The sequence below is a fragment of the Cedecea lapagei genome, assembly GCF_900635955.1.
Classification (GTDB): Bacteria; Pseudomonadota; Gammaproteobacteria; order Enterobacterales; family Enterobacteriaceae; genus Cedecea; species Cedecea lapagei.
Genome location: NZ_LR134201.1, coordinates 2,444,114 through 2,464,914 on the forward strand (window position 1 = coordinate 2,444,114; position 20,801 = coordinate 2,464,914).

A 20,801-nucleotide genomic window follows, 5' to 3' on the forward strand; every position below is an offset into this window, starting at 1 on the left:
AGTATCATTTGAGATTATTAATATATTAGACAGAACATTTACACTTTTCTACTCTGTAAAGAATAAGTTAACGCCCGCGTAAGGATCTCTCTTGAGTCGTACAACTACCGTCAGCCCCGCCCCGACAGAGGCTGCCGACGAAAGCCCCTCTTCTCAGTCTGTCAGCTATATCAAACGAGGTACTCCCCAGTTTATGCGCGTGACGCTGGCGCTGTTTTCCGCCGGTCTCGCCACTTTTGCGCTGCTCTATTGCGTTCAGCCCATTCTGCCCGTGCTGTCCCATGAGTTCGGCGTCAGCCCGGCGAGCAGCAGTATTTCGCTCTCCGTTTCTACCGCCATGCTGGCCATTGGCCTGCTGTTTACCGGTCCACTTTCGGATGCCATCGGCCGCAAACAGGTGATGGTGACCGCGCTGCTGCTGGCCTCCTGCTGTACTTTGCTGTCGACGCTGATGACCAGCTGGCACGGCATACTGATCATGCGGGCGCTTATCGGCCTCTCTTTAAGCGGCGTTGCGGCAGTCGGCATGACCTATCTTAGCGAGGAGATGCACCCGAGCGTGGTGGCCTTCTCGATGGGCTTATATATCAGCGGCAACTCCATCGGCGGTATGAGCGGGCGTCTGATTACCGGCGTGCTCACCGACCTCTTTACCTGGCGCGTGGCGGTCGCGGCTATCGGCTGTTTTGCCCTCGCCTCGGCGCTGATGTTCTGGAAGATACTGCCCCAGTCACGGCACTTCCGCGCCTCCAGCCTGAGGCCAAAAACGCTGTTTATTAACTTCCGCCTGCACTGGCGCGATGAGGGCTTACCGCTGCTGTTTGCCGAAGGCTTCCTGCTGATGGGGGCGTTTGTCACGCTGTTTAACTATATTGGCTACCGGATGATGGAAGCCCCGTGGTTCCTCAGCCAGGCGATTGTTGGCCTGCTTTCCGTGGCCTACCTCACCGGCACCTGGAGCTCGCCGAAAGCGGGGGCCATGACGGCTAAATATGGCCGTGGCCCGGTGCTGATTGGCTTTACGGGCATTATGTTCCTTGGCCTGACGCTGACCGTCTTTTCCTCACTTATCGTGATTTTTGCCGGGATGCTGCTTTTCTCTGCGGGTTTCTTCGCCGCGCATTCGGTAGCCAGCAGCTGGATCGGGCCTCGCGCTCGTCGCGCCAAAGGCCAGGCATCCTCTCTGTACCTGTTTAGCTACTATCTCGGTTCAAGCATTGCGGGTACGCTTGGCGGCGTGTTCTGGCATAACTACGGCTGGAACGGCGTAGCGGCTTTTATCGGCTCGCTGCTGCTGGTCGCTTTACTGGTGGCCTCGCGTTTGCATCATAAGGCACACTAACCTGCTGCCGCTCTCGTGTTCAGGTGAGCTTAATGCTATTTTCTTTGGCGTTAACAACCTGTTCACGAGGCCATATGGAAAAGCAAAACTATAATCACCTGACCCGTACCTTCCAGCGTCTGTCCCGCTTCGATCACCTGTCAGCTATTGCAGGCTGGGACATGTCCACCATGATGCCGACCAACGGCAGTCAGGCTCGCGGCGAGGCCCTCGCTGAACTTAGCGTCCTTAAGCACCAGATCCTGACCGACAAGAAAATTGCTACCCTGCTGCAGGCAGCCGCTCAGGAAGATCTCAATGACGTTGAGCGCGCAAACCTGCGTGAAATGACCCGCCATTATCAGGAAGCCGTGCTGCTGCCGGACGCCCTGGTTGAAGAAAAGTCGCTGGTTGGCACCCGCTGTGAACACGGCTGGCGCACCCAGCGCCCGGCCAACGACTGGCAGGGATTCTCCACCAACCTGAAAGAAGTGGTTCGCGTCAGCCGCGAGGAAGCTCGCCTGCGTGCCGAGGCCAAAGGAATTTCCCGCTACGATGCGCTACTGGATATCTATGAGCCGGGCATGACCAGCGCGAGGCTCGACGTGCTGTTCGGCGATCTGCGCAGCTGGCTGCCGGATTTACTGCAGAAAGTGGTCGACAAACAGGCGAAAGAAAAAACGCTGACTCCGCAGGGGCCATTTGCCACAGAAACCCAACGCCAGCTGGGTCTCGATACCATGGCGCTGCTGGGCTTTGACTTCAATGGCGGCCGCCTTGACGTCAGCGCGCACCCGTTCTGCGGCGGCGTCCCTGAGGACGTGCGGATCACCACCCGCTATAACGAAGAGGAAATGTTCAGCTCGCTGTTTGGCGTGATTCACGAAACCGGCCATGCGCGCTACGAACAAAACCTGCCTCGTGAATGGCTCGGTCAGCCTGTTTCTCTGGCCCGCTCCACCGCTATCCATGAATCGCAAAGCCTGTTCTTTGAGATGCAGCTGGGCCGAAGCGCGCCTTTCCTGAAGCTGCTGCTGCCGAAGGTTATTGAGCGTTTTGGCGCTCAGCCAGCGTTCGAGCTGAACAACTTTATCAATGTTAACCAGCAGGTTGAACGCGGTTTTATCCGGGTGGATGCCGATGAGGTGAGCTACCCGGCACACGTTGTTCTGCGCTATGAGATTGAACGCGCCCTGATCGAAGGTGATATTGAGGTCGAAGACATTCCCGCACTGTGGAATGAGAAAATGCAGTCCTGGCTCGGTCTGTCCACCGAAGGCAATTACCGCAACGGCTGTATGCAGGATATTCACTGGACCGATGGCGCGTTTGGCTACTTCCCGTCCTACACGCTCGGTGCGATGTACGCAGCCCAGCTGTTTAACGCGGCGTCACGTGCGCTCCCAAATCTGGAGCAGGAGATCGCCGAAGGCAATTTCAGCCCACTTTTTGACTGGTTAAAACAAAATATCTGGCAGCACGGCAGCCGTTTCACCACTTCGCAGCTGGTCACCAACGCCACCGGAGAAGACCTTAACCCCTTGTATTTCCGTAAACATTTAGAATCTCGTTACCTGTAAACCCCACACGCCGGGTCTTCTGTACACGGCGTTGTACATTACGTTACACGCCGATACCAATCACTCACTGAACACTTTGATCCACAAGCCTATAGTTCATTTCAACGGCCCCGCAGTGGGGTTGACACACAAATAAATTCGAGGATGTCGAAATGAAAAAAGTATTAGCTCTGGTTGTTGCCGCTGCTATGGGTCTGTCTTCCGCCGCTTTCGCTGCTGACACTACTGCTACCGCACCAGCTGCTGCTCCAGCAACCACTGCTGCTGCACCTGCTGCTAAAGCTCCAGCTGCAAAAGTAACTCACCACAAAAAACACAAAAAAGCTGCCGCTCAGAAAGCTCAGGCTGCTAAAAAGAAACACAAAAAAGCCGCTAAGCCAGCAACCGAGCAGAAAGCTCAGGCTGCCAAAAAGCACCACAAAAAAGCAGTAAAACCAGCTGCTCAGAAAGCTCAGGCTGCTAAAAAGCACCACAAAAAAGCGGCAAAACCAGCTGCTCAGAAAGCTCAGGCTGCTAAAAAACACGTGAAAAAACATCACAAAGCTGCCGCTAAACCAGCTGCTCAACCAGCAGCATAAGTCAGACGGGGTAACCCGTTAGCTTAAAGCGCTTACAATAACACCCGGCTTGCCGGGTGTTTTATTAGGAATAAGGCACAGCCTTTAGTACGTACTTATTTCTGGAGTGCGGATAATGTTGCGACGCTACAGTTTCGAGTTAATCCTCGCCCTGCTGATCATCTGCGGTATTATTACGCTGAGCTTTTGGATCTGATGGCGTAGTCTGCTGGTTTCACTCCCACTTTTAACGCATTCCGACTATAGTTACTGCATCTATAAAAACCATAATTATTAGCCCCTTCAGAGAGAGCTATGCGCAAAAGTGTTGTGTTATTTTTAGGAGCTTTGCTCCTTTTACCTCAGCTCGTTCACGCGGACGAAGACGATAGTCCGGCGACCGTCAAAACGCTGTTCTTCGGCAAAGATGACCGTATCCGCGTGACCAACCCTCAGGATGCTCCCTGGGATGCCATTGGCCAGCTGGAAACCGCCAGCGGCAACTTATGCACCGCCACCCTTATTTCGCCGCACCTGGCCTTAACCGCCGGGCACTGCCTGCTGCAGCCGCCGCACGGCAAGGCTGACAAAGCGATCGCGCTGCGCTTTATTTCCCACAAGGGGCAATGGCGTTATGAGATTCATGACATTGAAGGCCGGGTGGACAAATCGCTTGGTCGCCGCCTTAAGCCTGACGGCGATGGCTGGCTGGTACCGTCTAACGCCGCACCTTATGACTTTGGCCTGATTATTATTCGTAATCCCCCCTCTGGCATTACGCCGCTGCCGCTGTTTAGCGGCGATAAAGATGCGCTGACCGAAGCCTTAAAGACGCAGGATCGCAAAGTGACACAATCCGGCTACCCGCTTGATCACCTTGACGACCTCTATACCCACAGTAATTGCCTCGTGACCGGCTGGGCGCAGGCGTCCGTACTGTCGCACCAGTGCGACACCCTGCCCGGCGACAGCGGCTCCCCATTGCTGTTGAAAACCGATCAGGGCTGGCAGCTCATTGCCGTGCAAAGCTCCGCGCCAGCGGCAAAAGATCGCTACCGCGCGGATAACCGTGCTATCTCGGTCACCGGCTTCCGGGACAGGCTGGAAGCGCTGGCCCAGTAAGCATTACCCCTGATGCCGCTGACGCAGCGATAATACGGCGTCCAGCGGCAAAGGCTGGCTGAAATAGTACCCCTGCAGCCGGTCGCAGCCCGCAACGCACAGCAGCTTAAGCTGGCATTCGTTTTCCACGCCTTCTGCAGTGACCCCCATGCCCAACGCGCTGGCAATGCGCACCGTGCCGCTCACCAGCGCCAGCGCCTGCTCATCACGGTCTACCAGCCCCGCCAGCGATTTATCTATTTTGATGGTGTCGAAGTGAAAGCGGCGAAGATAGCCGATGCTTGAATAACCGTTGCCGAAATCGTCCAGCGCCACCGCCATTCCTAAGGATTTGAGATTATGGATGGCCGCCAGCGTGCGTTCCGGGTTTTCCAGCACGTAGCTTTCGGTGACCTCAAGCTCCAGCCGCTGCGCTGAGAACTTTGTGTCCTGCAGTACGCTGGCAACTTTATCCTCAAAGCACGGATCGCGAAACTGTGCCGGAGAGACGTTCACCGACAGCCGTAAATCCCCATAAGGCTCTATATCATGGCACGCCCGGCGAAGCACAAACTGTCCGAGGGAATAGATAAGACCGCTGGTTTCCGCCACCGGGATAAATTCGTCCGGTAGCAGTTCACCTCCGGGGCGACGCGGCCAGCGCACCAGCGCTTCAACACCGGTTATTTCCCGGCTACGTGCATCGATAATGGGCTGGTAACAGACCTCAAACTCATCCCGTGCGAGACCCGCACGAATGTCGTTCTCGATAATCAGCCGACGCTCGCGAGCGTTGTTCAACGTCGCATCATAGTAAGAGATCCTTCCTCTGCCCGTGGTTTTGGAATGGTACATTGCGATATCGGCCCGCCGAAAAAGCTCTGAGCTGCTGCAGTCGACCAGCGAACCGCTGGCAATGCCGATGCTGGCGCTGATGTAGAGCGTAGTTTGTCCGACAGTGATTGGCTGGCTCAGCAAATCCAGCACCGCGCCGGCAAAGGCCGAAGCGTGCTCCCCGGCCAGCTCACCGCCCTGCATCATGGCAAACTCATCCCCGCCCATTCTCACCAGCATGCCATTTGCTGGCACCCGGTCACGCAGCGCGTGGGCGATGGTGACAATCAGCTCGTCGCCAGTATCGTGTCCGTAGATATCATTCACGTCCTTAAAGCCGTCGAGATCGATAAACACCACGTTTTTTTCATCGGTGTCGCCGCGCTTGCTGATGGTCTCCAGCCGCTCGATCAATGCCCGCCGATTAGGTAAATGGCTGAGCCAGTCCGTCAATGCAATAGTTCTGGCCTGCTTCTCTTCCCGGGCCAGTTTGAACAGCCCGAGGCTGCTGATGGCGATAAACACAAATATCAGCGCCGTAGCCAGCGCTGTGATACCCATAATGTTTGCCGATGCGGCACGTGCGGCCTCTGCGCCGGGCAGCCCTGGACGCCAGCTAAGGTAGCCCAGCGTCTCACCGGATGCGCTGTTCAGCGGGATGCTCGATGAAGTTAGTCGCGTTGACGTAAGGCGCAGATCCTCAAGCTGAAAGGTTTTGCCCAACGCATTAAGCATATCGCCGTTGACCTGGCGGGTTATCACCAGATAGCGACGCGTGGCATCGTAGACGTTAAGCCGTCCCACCATGGGCCTTATCAGGCCAATTCCGATAAACGCGACGCCGTACCCGGTTCGGGTGATACCGGCAAAAATCTTTTTATCATCCCTCAGCATCCGGGCATTGTGGTGAACCATAAACTCAAAGCCCGTCCCCAGCCGGGCGATCTCCAGCCCTGCCGCTCGCTGGCCGCGAAACGTTCCCCAAAGGATGTTGAAGTGCTCGTCCAGGACGTAAACACCGTCATACAGGTTATTGATTTTGTAACCAGCGCCCCAGGTATTGTACAGCCAGTTCACGTCGGGCTCCGGGCGATAAACCTGACGCACGGCATCATCCCAGACGGCATTATCGGTGACCAGCGCCCCCATGCGGTTCACCGAGGTCTGAATCGCCCCCTGCACCGAGAGCGTGCTGCGTCGCTCGTCTATCTCATTGGCTTTGCTGCTGATAAGGTGTAGCGACAGATAGAGTAGCGCGATGATAGAAACGATCAACCCGATCCCTGCCAGAAAGACCATGGCAAACAGGGTTCCGGCAACGGGCGAACTTTTCCAGCTCAGGGGATTACGCAATTTCATTTCTCTTTTAAGTGAAATAACGTGGAGAGTTGCGGCTTTTAATCAAGAGAAGCTGTTGTGCCTTAAAATAAGCGTAATACAGCTGGAGGAAAGCGCTGCCCGAATAATTAGGGGGCAGCGTGATAGATCAGGCAATTTTGATGATAATCATCCCGACCAGCAGCAGAGCGAGGCCAATCCAGCCTTTGCGGTTAAGGCGTTGACCGAAAAGGATCCAGCCTGCTGCCACGGTGGCAGCAATCCCGAACCCGCCCCACAGCGCATAGGCAACGGACAGTTCGATACCTTTCACCGCCTGAGACAGGGCGCTGAACGCCGCCAGCACCGCCAGCAGAGACAGCACGCCGTAAAGCGGACGTTTGAAGCCATCGGACTGTTTTAATAAGATATTAGCGGCAATTTCCAGAACGATAGCCAACAGCAACCACAGCGCGTGAACCCACTCAAACGACGGCATGGTCACCTCCCTGCGCCGACTTTACCTGACGCGGCGTTTTCGCTCGCGTACCGGATTTAATCAGCGCGATACCGACAACCAGCGTGGTCAGCCCGGCTATTTTTAAAAGCGAAATAGACTCATCAAACAGCAGAACGCTGAAAAGGGTAATAAATAAAATACCAATCCCTTCCCACATGGCATACGCCACGCCGAGGGCAATTTTTTTCACTGAAAACGACAGTAAAATATAAGACAGTGCGATCATCACCAGCATGAAAATATAACCTGCGTTATTTTCGCTGACGCTTGACCACTTCATGGATAGCGTGCCGGTAATTTCGGCGGCGATAGCCAGTCCCAGTAAAATCCAGTAAATCATGATTTCTCTCCTGACAGAGAAAAGAGTGCTGCACAAAGCCTGCAAGACACGTCAAACGACGAGCAAGGCCAAATTAAATAAGAAAAAATGTCAGAAAAGAGGGACTACAGCGCGTTGCGCCAGTGCTGCTCACCGGAGAGTGAAGAGATAGATGTGACAAAAACAGAGTGATGATTTAATGAAGTGCTGAACATATTGTCCATAATATTTCCAACTTACCCGCGGTGTTGCTTCTCGTCAGTTGCGGATAGAAAATTGTCCTCGGTAGTTAAACACGCGGATTTTATACCATAACCCGGTATATTATCGCCTGGGATTTACACTCCTTTACGCTCCATAGCCGCCATACTGTAATGTATTAAACTGTTTTTCACGTTTAAAGTAGCGTAATTAATGGATGAGTATTTTACCGACGGTGTATTATTTCTCTCCCCGTCGCACTGGAGAACCGGCAACAATGGCGAAACCGATCATTACTCTTAAAGCGTTAAAGGCCGTGATTATGCTGGGCATGCTGGTCATTATTCTGGTGGGTATAAAAGCCGCGGCCGATATCATCGTCCCCTTCATTCTGGCGCTCTTTATTGCCGTAATTCTTAATCCGCTGATTCGCCATCTTGAGAAGTTCCGCGTACCGCGCGTGCTGGCCATCAGCCTGGTGATTATCGTCATTATTCTGAGCGTAGTGCTGCTGCTGGCTTACCTTGGGACCTCGCTGAACGAGCTGGCACGAACACTGCCGCAATACCGCTCTTCGCTGGTGGAGCCGTTGAAAACGCTGGAACCCTGGCTGCAGCGCGCAGGGATCTCTGTTTCCGTCGATGAGTTGATGAAATATGTCGATCCTAACGCGCTGATGACGCTGGTCACCGGCCTGCTGACCCAGCTCTCCAATGCGATGACCTCTATTTTCCTGCTGCTGCTCACCGTGGTCTTTATGCTGATCGAGGTTCCGCAGCTGCCGCGCAAGCTCCAGCAGTTAATGTCGCGCCCGGAAGAAGGCATGGGTGCTATTCAGCGTGCGCTGGACAGCGTCAGCCATTATTTAGTGCTGAAAACGGCCATCAGTATAGTCACCGGGCTGGTGGTCTGGGGCATGCTGGCCGCCCTCGACGTACGCTTTGCCTTTATCTGGGGATTGCTGGCCTTCGCCCTGAACTATATTCCTAATATCGGGTCGGTGCTGGCCGCTATCCCGCCGGTAGTTCAGGTTCTGGTATTCAACGGCCTGTATGACGCGCTGATTGTGGTGGCGGGCTATCTGGTGATTAACCTGGTGTTCGGCAATATTCTTGAGCCGCGCATGATGGGCCGCGGCCTTGGGCTGTCGACGCTGGTGGTGTTTCTGTCGTTAATCTTCTGGGGCTGGCTGCTTGGCCCTGTAGGAATGTTACTTTCTGTTCCGCTGACGATTGCGGTGAAAATTGCGCTTGAGCAGACCGAAGGCGGAAAGAGTATTGCGGTGCTGTTGAGTGATATGAGTAAGTCCTGAAGGCTGTTGCCCTCACCCCAAAGGGGCGAGGGCGAAAACAAACTACAGGAGAGGGTAAAAACTACTCCGGATCTAACTCAAAACGCTCCGCAATATACCCCAGCGCCTGCGACACGCCATCCGCGCTGATAGTATGCGCCACGCCGGGCTCAAACAGCGTTTCAACTTCTGCTCCCGCCTCCGTCAGCGCGGCGGCCGCCGCTTCGCTCTCGGACCACGGAATAACCTGGTCGGCCATGCCATGAACCAGCAGAGCCGACGCATCTGCCGCGACGCGATACGGTTTTGGTGAAGCAAGACGCCCTGAGAATGCCACCACGCCCGCCAGAGGGAAACGAGAAGTCGCGAGGGCATCCAGGGCCATGATAGAGCCCTGCGAGAAGCCCAGCAGAATCACCTGATCTTTACCCGGAGTCACATCATGCTGTTCAAAAATCGCCTGCAGCTTAGCGTCGAACGCGGCTCGGGCGTCAACGATGCGCTGCGGCCGATTCTGTTCGGTAACGCCCGCCAGGCTGAACCACTGCCAGGCATCGCCGCCGCCATCAAACGGTTCAGTGCCGTTCGGTGAGGCAAACAAAACTTCCGGCATCACCTGCTGGACAAAGAGCCCCAGCCCTTCCAGATCCGCCCCGGAACTGCCTACGCCGTGTAACATTACGATCAGTTTTTTCATTTCCCTGCCTTTTACTAAAACCGGTATTTACTGCCTTTCAGGCGATTACCTTATCCTGGTCACGCCCCCCACAACAAGTCAACCGCCCCTAAATCGACGAGAGGTCGACGCTTGTCTTTGAGCGGTTGCTCAAGTATATTCCGAACTTGAGCAACCGCTCAAATTCGTTCTTTTTTAGAGGCATTACCCATGCGCTTCACTAATCGCTGGCTGATTCTGGCGATCCTGACCAGCACCCTTTTCCTGATCATTATTGATATGACGGTGCTTTACACCGCACTGCCGCGGCTTACCCTGGCTTTAAACGCAACGGCGTCAGAAAAGCTGTGGATCATTAACGCCTACCCGCTGGTAGCGGCAGGCCTTCTGCCCGGCGCGGGCATGCTGAGCGACCGCCTTGGCCATAAACTGCTGTTTATGGCCGGCCTGCCTGTTTTTGGCATCGCTTCGCTCTGCGCAGCCTACTCCCCCACGGCTGAACTGCTGATTGCCTCACGCGTATTCCTGGCGATCGGGGCAACCATGATGATGCCCGCGACGCTTGCCATTGTGCGTCAGGTCTTTACCAACGAGCGCGAGCGTGCGCTGGCTATCGGCATCTGGTCCGCAGTTGCTTCTGCAGCCGCAGCCCTTGGCCCGGTTATTGGCGGCGTGCTGCTGGAATACTTCTGGTGGGGTTCAGTCTTCCTGATTAACGTGCCCGTGGTCTTACTGGTGATCGTCTTTGCCTGGTTCCTGATCCCACGAGATGCCGGGAACGCCAGTCGTCCGTGCGACTTCACCGCTTCGCTGCTGATTATGCTTGGCCTGGTGGGCGTGATCTATGCCCTGAAGGAACTCAGTAAAATGGATGCCTCGCTGCTGACCGTGGTAGGTTCCCTGCTGGCTGGCGTGCTGTTTTTAACGCTGTTTGTTCGTCGTCAGCAGCGCTCGGCCCATCCGATGATCGACTTCTCGCTGTTCCGCAACCGCATGTTTGCCAGCGGAATTAGCGTGGCGATCATCACCATGATCGCGTTAACCGGCATTGAGCTGGTGCTGACCCAGCGTCTTCAGCTTGTGCTGGGCCTCACGCCGCTGCAGGCCGGGCTGTCGATTCTGCCCATTCCGATGGGCTCCGCCCTTGCCTCCCCGCTCGCCGGCGTTGTACTGCCGCGCTGGGGTGGAGCAAGGTTAATGGTCTTTGGTCTGCTGGTTACCACGGTGGGCATGACGGCGATGGCCCTGCTCGCCGACTCCAGTCTGATGCCGCAGCTTGCAGCGCTGTTCGTCATAGGGCTTGGGCTTGGCGTGGCGTTTACCGCCGCGTCCACATCTATCATGCTCAATGCACCGGAAGAAAAAGCCGGGATGGTCGCCGCGATAGAAGATGTCTCCTGGGAAATGGGCGGCGTACTTGGCGTTACCCTGCTGGGCGGCCTGATGACCGCCGTCTATAGCGCAAGCCTGGTCCTGCCGGAAGGATTGGCCGTCGGGAATAGCGCCTATGACAGCCTGGACGAAGCGTTGCACCTTGCGGGTTCGATGAGCAGCTCAAGTGCAGCCCTGCTTGCGGATCTGGCACGTACTGCCTTCAGCCAGGCCTATCTCACCGTGGTGATCTGTGCTGCAGTGCTGGTGGCGGCGAGCACCCTGGTGTTGAAATATGTGCTGCGTCAGCCCGCAAAGCAGTCCAGCCAGGCCGTCAAAAGCTGATAAGATGCCCCAATAGCGTTCAGATAACCGTGGGTACGTCATGAAAGAAGCAGCGGACACGCTGAGAAGCAAAATCCTGGGCGGAGCCATTGAGCTGTTCATTGAGAAAGGCATCGAGAAGGTTACCACCCGCGAACTGACCGAGCGGGTGGGCATCTCACGCAGCCATATTTATCATTACTTCCGTGACTGGCAAACGCTGTGCATTGAGGCAATGACCGGATTTCTAATGGCTGACCTGCACACCTTTACCGATGAAACCCACTCTCTTCCCCCGGAAGAGAAGCTTCAGCGCCTGATCCACATCTATCTGCCCCACGCGCCGGACGCAGTCTGGCAGCTTTATGGGGCGCTCTGGCATCAGGCAGCCCACAGCAGCGTATGGGCCGAACTGGCGCTGGTGATGACGCAAAAATGGGAAAAGGTGCTGGCCGATATTGTTGATGACGGTATCGCCGCTGGCGTGTTTAAAGCGGTGGATGCGGCCAGAACCACGCGCCAGTTTAGCGCCCTGCTAAACGGCTATGCCGATAAACTCCTTGTCGCCTCAGCGCCCGCCGACAGGCAGCTGGCGCTGGACGATATTGACAGTTTTATCCGTCTGGTGCTGAGGGCGGACTAAATCGCTATCCTGCGGCTGATCTCTACCACGCTGTCGCTCGGCAGGCGGTAATAGTGCGTAACGTGCGTGGCATTTCTTACCATAAACGCGAAGCACTTACGCTGCCAGCCCGGCATCCCCTGCCCGTCCTCACGCGCAACAATGGTTTCATGGCCCAGATAATAGGTCACATCTTCCACGCTAAAGGCGCAGGCCATATCACCCAGCCTCGCCATTAATTCGGGAATGTGTGGCCTTTCCATAAAGCCGTATTGGGCGATACCGCGCCAGTAGTTCGGCGCCTGCTCAAGAATTACCAGCCTTTCCCCGGCGGGCACGCGGGGCACGTTCATGATAGAAATCGTCAGCGAAAGCACCTGCTCCTGCAGCGCGTGGTTACGCGCCACGTGCCAGCGCATGACAGGCGGAATGCCGTTGCGGGCTTTTGTCAGAAACACCGCCGAGCCCTGTACGCGTGGCACGCCACGCTCCTTCAGCGCGGCAAAGAACGTATTTACGTCGATAACCTTTTCATTCACCGCGTTAGACGCCGCCGCCGCGCCGCGGTGCCACACCAGCATCGTGGTGCAGACCACTGCCGCCAGCAGCAGCGGAATATACCCGCCTTCAAGCACCTTGATCAGGTTGGCTATCAGGAAGCAGGTATCGACAATTAAAAATCCGCCGGCCACCAGCGCGCTGGTCCACCGCCGCCACAGCCAGATATGGCGCATCGCCACGTACAGCAACCCGGACGTCATCAGCATGGTAAGAGAAACGGCAATCCCGTAGGCAGCGGCCAGGTTTTCAGACGACTTAAAGAACACCGTCAGGAACAGGGTTACGCCCATCAGCAACCAGTTAATGGTGCCGATATAAATCTGCCCATAACTTTCTGCCGCCGTCTGACGAATGCGCAGCCGCGGCAGCCAGCCGAGCTGGATAGCCTGCCGGGTCATGGAAAATGCCCCTGTGATAATCGCCTGGCTGGCGATAATCGTGGCTAGCGTAGCCAGAATCACCAGCGGGATAAGCAGCGCCGGCGGGCAAAGACGGAAGAAGATATTTTGCGTGATGTCGGCACCGGACAGGATCAGCGCTGACTGCCCCGCATAGTTGAGCAGCAAGCTGGGAAACACCACGCCGTACCACGCCATCCAGATGGGTTTTTTACCAAAATGCCCCATGTCGGCGTACAGCGCTTCCGCCCCGGTGACGCACAAAAACACGCCGCCCAGCACCATAAAACTCACAAAGCCATTCGATACGAGAAACTGCAGGCCGTACCAGGGGTTGATTGCCAGCAGCACGGCGGGATGTTGAGCAATGCCCCAGATCCCCAGCCCGGCAATGGAGATAAACCACAGCGCCATAATCGGCCCGAAAACTTTGCCGATCTTCGCCGTTCCGAAGGGCTGAACGGCAAACAGCAGGACCAGAATGGTCACCGCAATCGGCAGTACCCAGGTTTCGGCTTCCGGCAGGATCATGTTCATCCCTTCGATAGCCGAAAGCACCGAAATGGCGGGCGTAATCGCCCCGTCACCGTATATCAGCGCCGCGCCCAGAAGTGCCGCCAGCACCACCCAACGAGAGCCTTTGTCCCTTGCCACCAGCAGCGACATCAGCGCCATAATGCCGCCTTCGCCATGGTTGTCGATACGCATCGCGAACATCGCGTATTTCACCGAGGTGATAAGGATTAGCGTCCAGATAATCAGTGAAAGCAGCCCCAGAATCACCGAGGGTGTCGGGCTGTTTCCGGAGAGCAATAGCACCGTCTTCAGGGTATACAGCGGGCTGGTGCCGATATCGCCGAACACCACGCCGAGCGCGCTTCCGGCGAGAATAAATTTATGCGGCGTTGTCCCGGAGGCTTCCGCGCCGTCCGTCTGCGACAGGTTTGTCATGAACAGTCCTTTCTGTGATTTTTCTGGCAGTTGCCATGACAAAGTATAGAGGTTTCGACATGTTTTAAGCTCAACGGGCAGCAAATAAAAAAGACCTGGCGGGCCCCCGTCAGGTCAAAAGGTACTCCACATGAAAACTTAGCCTTAATTAAAGACCATACCGCCGTCGATAAGCAGCGACTGCCCGGTCATGTAATCAGAATCAGCGCTTGCCAGGTAAGAGACACAGGCGGCAACATCTTCCGGTTCGGACAGGCGGCCAAGGGTAATACGTTTTGCGAACTCGGCGGTGCCGTAGCCCAGCGGTTTGCCTGCGGCTTCGGAGACCTGGCGGTCAATCTCGGCCCACATCGGGGTTTTAACGATCCCCGGGCAGTAACCGTTAACGGTAATACCGAGCGGGGCCAGGTCACGAGCGGCGGTTTGGGTCAAGCCGCGCACGGCGAATTTACTCGAGCTGTAAACGGCCAGCTCCGGGTTACCCACGTGCCCGGCCTGAGAGCAGGCGTTAATGATTTTCCCGCCGTGGCCTTCCGCCTTGAAAGCTTTAACCGCGGCCTGAATGCCCCAGATCACGCCTTTCACGTTGATGTTGTAAACCTTATCGACGATTTCTGGTGTGATTTCTTCGATTGGGGTGGAAGGCGCAACGCCCGCGTTATTGACGATAACGTCAAACCCGCCCAGGCCTTTACGGGCAGCCTCAACCGCGGCAAACACGCCATCGCGGTCGGAGACGTCTACCGTCACCTCCAGCGCGCGGCCGCCGTTGCGGTTAATTTCATCCGCCACTTCTTTTGCAGTTTTCGCGTTATAGTCAGCCACGGCGACGGCAAACCCGTCTTTTGCCAGACGAAGCGCGATAGCTTTACCGATCCCCTGACCGCCACCGGTAACCAGTGCTACTTTTTTCATCACAATATCCTTCTGTAGTTTAAAGAATTTGGCTGAGATGCAGCTGACTCATCAGCAGATGGTTGTCGCTGTAATCAACCGGAATCGCGACCACCGCCGGACCGTTAACGTCCATCGCGGCGCGTAAAGTCGGCTCCAGCGCCTCGGCGCTTTCTACGGCAAAGCCCCGTGCGCCGAAAGCATCTGCGTAGGCCTTGAAGTCCACCGGCCCGAAGTTAACGCCGGACAGACGCTGGTATTTTTTCTCTTCCTGAATCGCCACCATGTTGTAGGCGTTATCCACCCAGATGATGTGCAGCACGTTGGCGCCAAGGCGCACCGCAGTTTCAAGCTCCATGCTGGACTGCAGGAAACCGCCGTCGCCGGAAACCGAGACCACCTTGCGGCCCGGGTTCACCAGCCAGGCGCCAATGGCCCACGGCAAAGCAACGCCCATCGTTTGCTGACCGTTGGAGATCATCAGCTGGCGCGCACGGAAGCTATAGAGGTAGCGGGCAATCCAGATATGGAAGCTGCCCATATCAACGGTTAGCGTCACGTCGTCGTTAACAATATCCTGCATCGCCCGAACGATACGCAGCGGATGCAGAGCGAACTGGTTAAGCTGCGCCCCCCGGCGGCTCAGCAGCTCGCGCTGGTGCTGTCTGTCAATGAGGATCTCAGAAGCCCGCGGGCTAAGAACGAGCGGTTTTTCAATGCGGGCGGTGAGTTTTTCCAGCGTACCGGCGATATCGCCGACCAGCTCTACATCCGGAACATAGTTACGCTCTTCATAGGCGGGCAGCACATCGATGTGCACAAGGGTGGCGTCGCCGGTGTTCCACATTGCCGGCTCATACTCCACCGGGCTGTAGCCGATGCACACCACCAGATCGGCCAGCTGTAACAGACGGTCGCCCGCCTGGTTATTAAACAGGCCGATACGTCCGGCAAAACGGGAGAAATGCTGCTGGTTTACCGCGCCGGCAGCCTGATAGGTGCTGGTGACCGGAATATGGCTTTTCTCAAGCAGGTGACGCAGCGCGGCGCTGTTTTCTTCCTGGCTCGCCATCAGGCCGAGCAGGAAGACGGGATTTTTGGCGCCGGCAATCAGCTTCGCGACCTCGTCAATGGCAGCATCCGGGGCTGCCCCGGCCTTAATAGATCCGCTGGCAGGCAAAACGTTCCCTGTCGCCGGACCATCGCTGATGTCCTGCGGCAGGCTGACAAAGGCGCTGCCGGGACGGCCATGTTCAGCGGCGCGGAACGCATTTGATACCACCTCGGCAATCGCGTCCGGAGAAGAGACCTCTACAGAATATTTGGTGACCGGGCTGAACATCGCTACGGTGTCCATGCTCTGGTGTACCTGTTTGGCTTTGTCCGCGCGTTTTACCGCCCCGCCCAGCGCCACAACCGGGTCGCCTTCGCTGTTCGCCGTTGCCATACCGGTTATCAAATTAGAACAGCCCGGCCCCGAGGTCACCAGCGCCACGCCAGCTTTGCCGGTAATGCGCCCTACCGCCGCTGCCATAAAGGCGGCATTGGCCTCGTGACGCACGGCGATCAGCTCAATCGGCGAATCATTAAGGGAATCGAAAACTTTGTCGATTTTTGCGCCAGGGATACCAAACACGTGCTTCACGCCCTGCGCTTCCAGCTGCGCCACAACCATGTCGGCGCCGTGCGCCCACTGACGCTGAGGTTTCTTATTATTCATTGCTCATCTCTCCTTCAGGGAACGCTAGTTTTCAACCGCGCGAATAGCAGCATCAAGATTATCGGGGTGCAGATCGGCATTAAGAAAAGCGCTGTCTGCCGGAAGATCGATCATTAACTTGTGGATTTCGCCGAAGGTCAGCACGCCCTGCTCAAGCTGATAGTCGAGCAGGTGTCCACCGCCCTGGCGGTCATCGGTAATAAAGTGTTCGTGGTAGCCCGCCACGTTGATGCCCTGCATATGTTGCGGGGTGCGGAAACCCACAAGTACGCCGTCACGGCCGTTAAACCGGAACACAGGCTGGTCGTCCAGCACGTCGGTCATTGCGCGATAAGGTGGTTTCTGACGCGGCACCGTACGGGTGTGGGCGTGGTGAAAACGCCCGTCAATGCGTAAAGCGCAGAACAGATTGTCTGACGGAATTTTGGCGTCGATGATCTCATGCAGCTTCTGACGGCTGGTCAGGCTATCAATGCGCAGGCGATACTGAGGTTTGAACCAGGTCATCACCGCAAACGGCGTTTTCTGCTGCGGGCTGGCCGCTCGGGCGCTGCCGTCAGAACGTAGCTGGTAGACATTGCTGTTGAAAGCGATCATCTCGCCGTCCAGCTCGTTAAAGGTGCCAAGACCAAAGTCGCCGTGTTTTAGCAGATCGGCCATGGTGGTTTCACCTTCGTAGACCCCACTCAGCAATGCGCTCATCAGCGAGGTCTGATATATCATGTTTTCTGTATTTCTTGCGGCGAAAGCCTCAACCATATCAAGCAGGCTTTTCTCGCAGGAACAGATAGTTAAGTCACTCATCACGTTTTTCCTCTGACAAGGAAGGTTAAGAAATGTTAATAAGATGTTGACTCGATCCAGCTCACAGTTCCAATATAAAAGCCCCTCTGGTTTGAGACGTTTTTGATATGGAACTTCGCTATCTCCGCTATTTCGTCGCCGTCGCCCAGACACACAACTTCACCCGGGCCGCCGAATTGCTGGGCATCTCTCAGCCCCCTCTTAGTCAGCAAATCCAGCGTCTTGAACGCGAAGTAGGTACGCCGCTGCTGCATCGTCTGACCCGAGGTGTGGAGCTGACCGACGCGGGAGAAGCCTTTTACCAGGATGCCTGCCAGATCCTGGCGCAAAGCGATGCCGCTCTGGAAAAAGCGCGCGGCATTGCCCGCGGCATAAACGGGAAACTGTCGCTGGGGATCACCAGCTCTAACGCCTTCAACCCCAAAATTTTTACGCTGCTGCGTGAGTTCCAGACGCACTACCCGGCCATCGAGCTTCACCAGCGCGAAACCAATATGGCCGGCCTGATGCAGGAGCTGGATGAGGGGTTGCTTGATGTGGCGTTTGTGCGCCTGCCCTGTGAAAGCAGCAAGCGGTTTAATCTCAAGCTTATTGACGAAGAACCGATGATGATTGCCCTGCATAAGGATCATCCTCTCTCCGGAGAAGACGCGCTGGCGCTGCAGGCGCTGGCCGACGTGCCGCCTGTCCTTTTCCCAGAGGAAGTGGCGCCGGGGCTTTATGAATTAATGTACAACGCCTGTCTGCGCGCCGGGATTGACCTGAAGAGCGCCTGCCAGGCCTCGCAGATCTCCTCCTCGCTGAGCATGGTCGGCTCTGGCTTCGGCTTTGCCCTGGTCCCGCAGTCAATGACCTGCATCGCCAGCCCCAATGTGACCTTCCACGCCATACGAGGTGACCAGGTGAAAACGGACGTTGCCCTTGCCTGGCGGCAGTTCGAGCGGTCGCCTTCTGTGAAACGTTTTATTCAGCTGTTTGGCCACTAGCGGAATGACCGGTGGCAGAAATTTTTTAAGCGCCCGGCCTTCCTGGCATTTATCAGCACGGCCGGGGCTGCCACCGAATTCCCGGGCCGATATTGCACGCTATACATACGATACGATTGAAAATTCGGCCATATATGGCCAAAAACTAATCGCCCATTGCGCAACAGGGGAGCTCTCTGCGGGCCATATTCCAAATCATGAACAGCGCTCATGTTCTAATGAAATTAAATCACTTTTACTAAAACTGTGACTCAGGCATAAAAGATGCAATATTGTTAAAGACATGCAATGTAAAGATTACTGACAGGTAAAACCACAGCTAACCCAAGGTTATCTGTGAGAAATCAAGCAGTAGAAACAGGCTAAAAAACAGAATTAAGGTGCCGGATTACCATGACTAAAGCGTTTACTTTTACTCTTAAGAGCATTGTTTTTGATGAGAACTACAACCCATCAGGGAATACGCGCATCACAACCAATTTTGCTAACCTGGCCCGCGGCGACAAACGTCAGGAGAATCTGCGTAACGCTTTGATCATGATCGACAATCGCTTTAACTCGCTGGCGAACTGGGATAACCCAACCTCAGACCGCTATGGCGTCGAACTTGAAATTTTTTCCGTTGAGCTGGATCTCGAAGGCAACGGCAAAACGTTCCCGGCGATTGAAATCTTAAAAACCTATGTTCTGGATAAGAAAACCAACCAGCGCATCGAAGGCATTGTCGGAAACAACTTCTCTTCTTACGTGCGTGACTATGACTTCAGCGTCCTGCTGCCTGCGTATAACAAGGACCGCGCCGAATTCAGCATCCCGGAAAATTATGGCGATCTGCACGGCAACTTATTCAAGAGCTTCGTCAACTCAGACACCTACAAAGCAAACTTCAATAAGGCGCCGGTGATTTGCCTGAGCGTTTCCAGCAAAAATATCTACCGTCAGACCGGCAACCGCCACCCTGTGCTCGGCATCGAGTACGAGCAGGATGCCTCTTCCCTGACCGATCTCTATTTCAACAAAATGGGTCTGAAGGCTCGCTACTTCATGCCGCCAAACAGCGTAGCGCCGTTTGCGTTCTACCACACCGGCGACCTGGTGAATGATTACTCGAACCTCGAGCTTATCAGCACCATCAGCACCATGGAGACGTTCCAGAAGATCTACCGCCCTGAGATTTACAACGCGAACTCTCCGGCCGGGCTCTGCTATCAGCCGAGTTTGAACCACCAGGATCATTCATTTACTCAAATTGTTTACGATCGAGAAGAGCGCAGCCGGTTGGCCATCGAACAAGGGAAGTTTACTGAAGAGCACTTCATCAAACCGTACCAAACAATTTTAGAGCAGTGGTCTGCTAACTACCCTCTTTGAGACACCAAATACAAGGTTATTCGACATGAAAAGATTATTGCCTACGTCTACTGCCGGCAGCCTGCCAAAACCGTCCTGGCTGGCTCAGCCTGAAACGCTGTGGTCGCCGTGGAAACTGCAGGATCAGGAATTAATCGAGGGTAAACAGGATGCCCTGCGTCTGGCGCTGCATGAGCAGCAGCTGGCAGATATCGATATCGTCAGCGACGGCGAGCAAACCCGCCAGCACTTCGTGACCACCTTTATCGAACACCTGGACGGCGTAGACTTCGAAAAACGTGAAACCGTCCGTATTCGTAACCGCTATGATGCGAGCGTCCCGACCGTTGTTGGCGCGGTAGCGCGCCAGAAACCGGTGTTTGTGGAAGATGCGAAGTTCCTTCGCAAACAGACCGACCGGCCAATCAAATGGGCGCTGCCTGGCCCGATGACCATGATCGACACGCTGTATGATAACCACTACAAAAGCCGCGAAAAACTGGCCTGGGAATTTGCAAAAATTCTGAACCAGGAGGCAAAAGAGCTGGAAGCGGCCGGCGTGGACATCATTCAGTTTGATGAGCCTGCCTTCAACGTGTTCTTCGATGAAGTCAACGAGTGGGGTATCGCTACCCTGGAACGCGCCATCGAAGGGCTGAAGTGCGAAACGGCCGTGCACATCTGCTACGGTTACGGCATCAAAGCCAACACCGACTGGAAAAAAACGCTGGGCTCCGAGTGGCGCCAGTACGAAGAGGCGTTTCCAAAGCTGCAGACGTCCAATATCGATATCATCTCGCTGGAATGCCACAACTCCCACGTGCCGATGGATCTGCTCGAGCTGATCCGCGGTAAAAAAGTGATGGTTGGCGCCATCGACGTGGCAAACCACGCGATTGAGACGCCGGAAGAAGTCGCCAACACGCTGCGTAAAGCCCTGCAGTTTGTTGATGCCGAAAATCTCTACCCTTCTACTAACTGCGGTATGGCACCGCTGCCACGTCATGTGGCAAGAGGGAAACTGAACGCGTTAAGCGCGGGTGCAGAGATCGTTCGCAGAGAGATTCTGGGTAAATAATCCAGCCCTGGCTGGCGATTGTTTA

Annotated in this window: 19 protein-coding genes; 11 read left to right on the top strand and 8 right to left on the bottom strand. The window is 55.5% G+C overall.

Annotated features, from left to right (window positions below; translation table 11 throughout):
- Positions 1 to 91 precede the first annotated feature (91 nt).
- The 5 genes from EL098_RS11845 (at position 92) to EL098_RS11860 (ending at position 4,580) form a co-directional block, all read left to right on the top strand.
- Positions 92 to 1,342, top strand: coding sequence for an MFS transporter (locus EL098_RS11845; protein ID WP_126356396.1), 1,251 nt, complete (start codon positions 92 to 94; stop codon positions 1,340 to 1,342).
- Between the two features lie 74 nt (positions 1,343 to 1,416).
- Positions 1,417 to 2,901 (top strand): carboxypeptidase M32, encoded by a 1,485-nt coding sequence (locus tag EL098_RS11850; RefSeq protein ID WP_126356397.1) that lies wholly within the window; start codon positions 1,417 to 1,419, stop codon positions 2,899 to 2,901.
- A gap of 152 nt (positions 2,902 to 3,053) precedes the next feature.
- Positions 3,054 to 3,479: an acid resistance repetitive basic protein Asr gene (asr, locus tag EL098_RS11855; RefSeq protein WP_071844375.1), complete on the top strand. Its 426-nt coding sequence runs from the start codon at positions 3,054 to 3,056 to the stop codon at positions 3,477 to 3,479.
- 115 nt (positions 3,480 to 3,594) lie between these two features.
- On the top strand, positions 3,595 to 3,675 hold the full coding sequence (ydgU, locus tag EL098_RS23875; RefSeq protein ID WP_456297837.1) for a small membrane protein YdgU: 81 nt from the start codon (positions 3,595 to 3,597) through the stop codon (positions 3,673 to 3,675).
- A gap of 98 nt (positions 3,676 to 3,773) precedes the next feature.
- Positions 3,774 to 4,580 (top strand): trypsin-like serine peptidase, encoded by an 807-nt coding sequence (locus EL098_RS11860; protein ID WP_126356398.1) that lies wholly within the window; start codon positions 3,774 to 3,776, stop codon positions 4,578 to 4,580.
- A 3-nt stretch (positions 4,581 to 4,583) separates the two neighbouring features.
- Here EL098_RS11860 and EL098_RS11865 read toward each other — a convergent pair whose 3' ends face one another.
- The 3 genes from EL098_RS11865 to mdtJ form a co-directional block, all read right to left on the bottom strand.
- Positions 4,584 to 6,752: a putative bifunctional diguanylate cyclase/phosphodiesterase gene (locus EL098_RS11865; RefSeq protein WP_408609077.1), complete on the bottom strand. Its 2,169-nt coding sequence runs from the start codon at positions 6,750 to 6,752 to the stop codon at positions 4,584 to 4,586.
- A 127-nt stretch (positions 6,753 to 6,879) separates the two neighbouring features.
- The gene (mdtI, locus tag EL098_RS11870) at positions 6,880 to 7,209 is read right to left on the bottom strand and encodes a multidrug/spermidine efflux SMR transporter subunit MdtI (RefSeq protein ID WP_126356399.1); all 330 of its coding nucleotides are present in this window, start codon (positions 7,207 to 7,209) and stop codon (positions 6,880 to 6,882) included.
- The gene (gene mdtJ / locus EL098_RS11875) at positions 7,196 to 7,573 is read right to left on the bottom strand and encodes a multidrug/spermidine efflux SMR transporter subunit MdtJ (protein ID WP_126358430.1); all 378 of its coding nucleotides are present in this window, start codon (positions 7,571 to 7,573) and stop codon (positions 7,196 to 7,198) included. Before mdtJ ends, mdtI begins: the two co-directional genes overlap by 14 nt.
- A gap of 454 nt (positions 7,574 to 8,027) precedes the next feature.
- On the opposite strand from mdtJ, the gene EL098_RS11880 reads away from it, so the two are divergent.
- A complete protein-coding gene (locus EL098_RS11880; RefSeq protein ID WP_126356400.1) occupies positions 8,028 to 9,062 on the top strand; it encodes an AI-2E family transporter in 1,035 nt (344 codons plus the stop codon).
- A 61-nt stretch (positions 9,063 to 9,123) separates the two neighbouring features.
- Here EL098_RS11880 and EL098_RS11885 read toward each other — a convergent pair whose 3' ends face one another.
- On the bottom strand, positions 9,124 to 9,738 hold the full coding sequence (locus EL098_RS11885; RefSeq protein WP_126356401.1) for an alpha/beta hydrolase: 615 nt from the start codon (positions 9,736 to 9,738) through the stop codon (positions 9,124 to 9,126).
- A gap of 189 nt (positions 9,739 to 9,927) precedes the next feature.
- On the opposite strand from EL098_RS11885, the gene EL098_RS11890 reads away from it, so the two are divergent.
- Together EL098_RS11890 and EL098_RS11895 are read left to right on the top strand one after the other, a co-directional pair.
- The gene (locus tag EL098_RS11890; protein WP_126356402.1) at positions 9,928 to 11,433 is read left to right on the top strand and encodes an MFS transporter; all 1,506 of its coding nucleotides are present in this window, start codon (positions 9,928 to 9,930) and stop codon (positions 11,431 to 11,433) included.
- Between the two features lie 40 nt (positions 11,434 to 11,473).
- Entirely contained in the window at positions 11,474 to 12,055 is a 582-nt protein-coding gene (locus EL098_RS11895) for a TetR/AcrR family transcriptional regulator (RefSeq protein ID WP_126356403.1), read from the top strand.
- On the opposite strand, the gene EL098_RS11900 is transcribed toward EL098_RS11895, so the two are convergent.
- The 4 genes from EL098_RS11900 to budA all read right to left on the bottom strand — a co-directional run bounded on the left by EL098_RS11900 (position 12,052) and on the right by budA (position 17,362).
- Positions 12,052 to 13,944, bottom strand: coding sequence for a potassium transporter Kup (locus EL098_RS11900; protein WP_126356404.1), 1,893 nt, complete (start codon positions 13,942 to 13,944; stop codon positions 12,052 to 12,054). The two genes, EL098_RS11895 and EL098_RS11900, sit on opposite strands and share 4 nt — an antisense overlap.
- Before the next feature lie 144 nt (positions 13,945 to 14,088).
- A complete protein-coding gene (locus EL098_RS11905) occupies positions 14,089 to 14,859 on the bottom strand; it encodes a (S)-acetoin forming diacetyl reductase (protein WP_126356405.1) in 771 nt (256 codons plus the stop codon).
- A 19-nt stretch (positions 14,860 to 14,878) separates the two neighbouring features.
- Entirely contained in the window at positions 14,879 to 16,558 is a 1,680-nt protein-coding gene (gene alsS, locus EL098_RS11910; protein ID WP_126356406.1) for an acetolactate synthase AlsS, read from the bottom strand.
- Between the two features lie 24 nt (positions 16,559 to 16,582).
- Positions 16,583 to 17,362: an acetolactate decarboxylase gene (gene budA, locus EL098_RS11915; RefSeq protein ID WP_126356407.1), complete on the bottom strand. Its 780-nt coding sequence runs from the start codon at positions 17,360 to 17,362 to the stop codon at positions 16,583 to 16,585.
- Positions 17,363 to 17,469: 107 nt separating this feature from the next.
- Here budA and EL098_RS11920 point away from each other — a divergent pair, with 107 nt between their 5' ends.
- The 3 genes from EL098_RS11920 to EL098_RS11930 all read left to right on the top strand — a co-directional run bounded on the left by EL098_RS11920 (position 17,470) and on the right by EL098_RS11930 (position 20,776).
- Positions 17,470 to 18,348, top strand: coding sequence for a LysR family transcriptional regulator (locus tag EL098_RS11920; protein ID WP_126356408.1), 879 nt, complete (start codon positions 17,470 to 17,472; stop codon positions 18,346 to 18,348).
- Between the two features lie 393 nt (positions 18,349 to 18,741).
- Complete coding sequence (locus EL098_RS11925; RefSeq protein WP_126356409.1) at positions 18,742 to 19,719, top strand: DUF1852 domain-containing protein; 978 nt, start codon at positions 18,742 to 18,744, stop codon at positions 19,717 to 19,719.
- A 25-nt stretch (positions 19,720 to 19,744) separates the two neighbouring features.
- Positions 19,745 to 20,776: a methionine synthase gene (locus EL098_RS11930; protein ID WP_126356410.1), complete on the top strand. Its 1,032-nt coding sequence runs from the start codon at positions 19,745 to 19,747 to the stop codon at positions 20,774 to 20,776.
- Positions 20,777 to 20,801 lie beyond the last annotated feature (25 nt).

Excerpts from the sequence above, each read along its gene's own strand:
- EL098_RS11880 (WP_126356400.1), top strand. The coding sequence starts at position 8,028 with ATGGCGAAACCGATCATTACTCTTAAAGCGTTAAAGGCCGTGATTATG.
- mdtI (WP_126356399.1), bottom strand. The coding sequence starts at position 7,209 with ATGCCGTCGTTTGAGTGGGTTCACGCGCTGTGGTTGCTGTTGGCTATC.
- EL098_RS11900 (WP_126356404.1), bottom strand. The coding sequence starts at position 13,944 with ATGACAAACCTGTCGCAGACGGACGGCGCGGAAGCCTCCGGGACAACG.
- EL098_RS11860 (WP_126356398.1), top strand. The coding sequence starts at position 3,774 with ATGCGCAAAAGTGTTGTGTTATTTTTAGGAGCTTTGCTCCTTTTACCT.
- asr (WP_071844375.1), top strand. The coding sequence starts at position 3,054 with ATGAAAAAAGTATTAGCTCTGGTTGTTGCCGCTGCTATGGGTCTGTCT.
- EL098_RS11925 (WP_126356409.1), top strand. The coding sequence starts at position 18,742 with ATGACTAAAGCGTTTACTTTTACTCTTAAGAGCATTGTTTTTGATGAG.
- EL098_RS11850 (WP_126356397.1), top strand. The coding sequence starts at position 1,417 with ATGGAAAAGCAAAACTATAATCACCTGACCCGTACCTTCCAGCGTCTG.
- budA (WP_126356407.1), bottom strand. The coding sequence starts at position 17,362 with ATGAGTGACTTAACTATCTGTTCCTGCGAGAAAAGCCTGCTTGATATG.
- EL098_RS11885 (WP_126356401.1), bottom strand. The coding sequence starts at position 9,738 with ATGAAAAAACTGATCGTAATGTTACACGGCGTAGGCAGTTCCGGGGCG.
- EL098_RS11865 (WP_408609077.1), bottom strand. The coding sequence starts at position 6,752 with ATGAAATTGCGTAATCCCCTGAGCTGGAAAAGTTCGCCCGTTGCCGGA.
- ydgU (WP_456297837.1), top strand. The coding sequence starts at position 3,595 with ATGTTGCGACGCTACAGTTTCGAGTTAATCCTCGCCCTGCTGATCATC.
- EL098_RS11905 (WP_126356405.1), bottom strand. The coding sequence starts at position 14,859 with ATGAAAAAAGTAGCACTGGTTACCGGTGGCGGTCAGGGGATCGGTAAA.
- alsS (WP_126356406.1), bottom strand. The coding sequence starts at position 16,558 with ATGAATAATAAGAAACCTCAGCGTCAGTGGGCGCACGGCGCCGACATG.
- EL098_RS11920 (WP_126356408.1), top strand. The coding sequence starts at position 17,470 with ATGGAACTTCGCTATCTCCGCTATTTCGTCGCCGTCGCCCAGACACAC.
- EL098_RS11895 (WP_126356403.1), top strand. The coding sequence starts at position 11,474 with ATGAAAGAAGCAGCGGACACGCTGAGAAGCAAAATCCTGGGCGGAGCC.
- EL098_RS11930 (WP_126356410.1), top strand. The coding sequence starts at position 19,745 with ATGAAAAGATTATTGCCTACGTCTACTGCCGGCAGCCTGCCAAAACCG.
- EL098_RS11890 (WP_126356402.1), top strand. The coding sequence starts at position 9,928 with ATGCGCTTCACTAATCGCTGGCTGATTCTGGCGATCCTGACCAGCACC.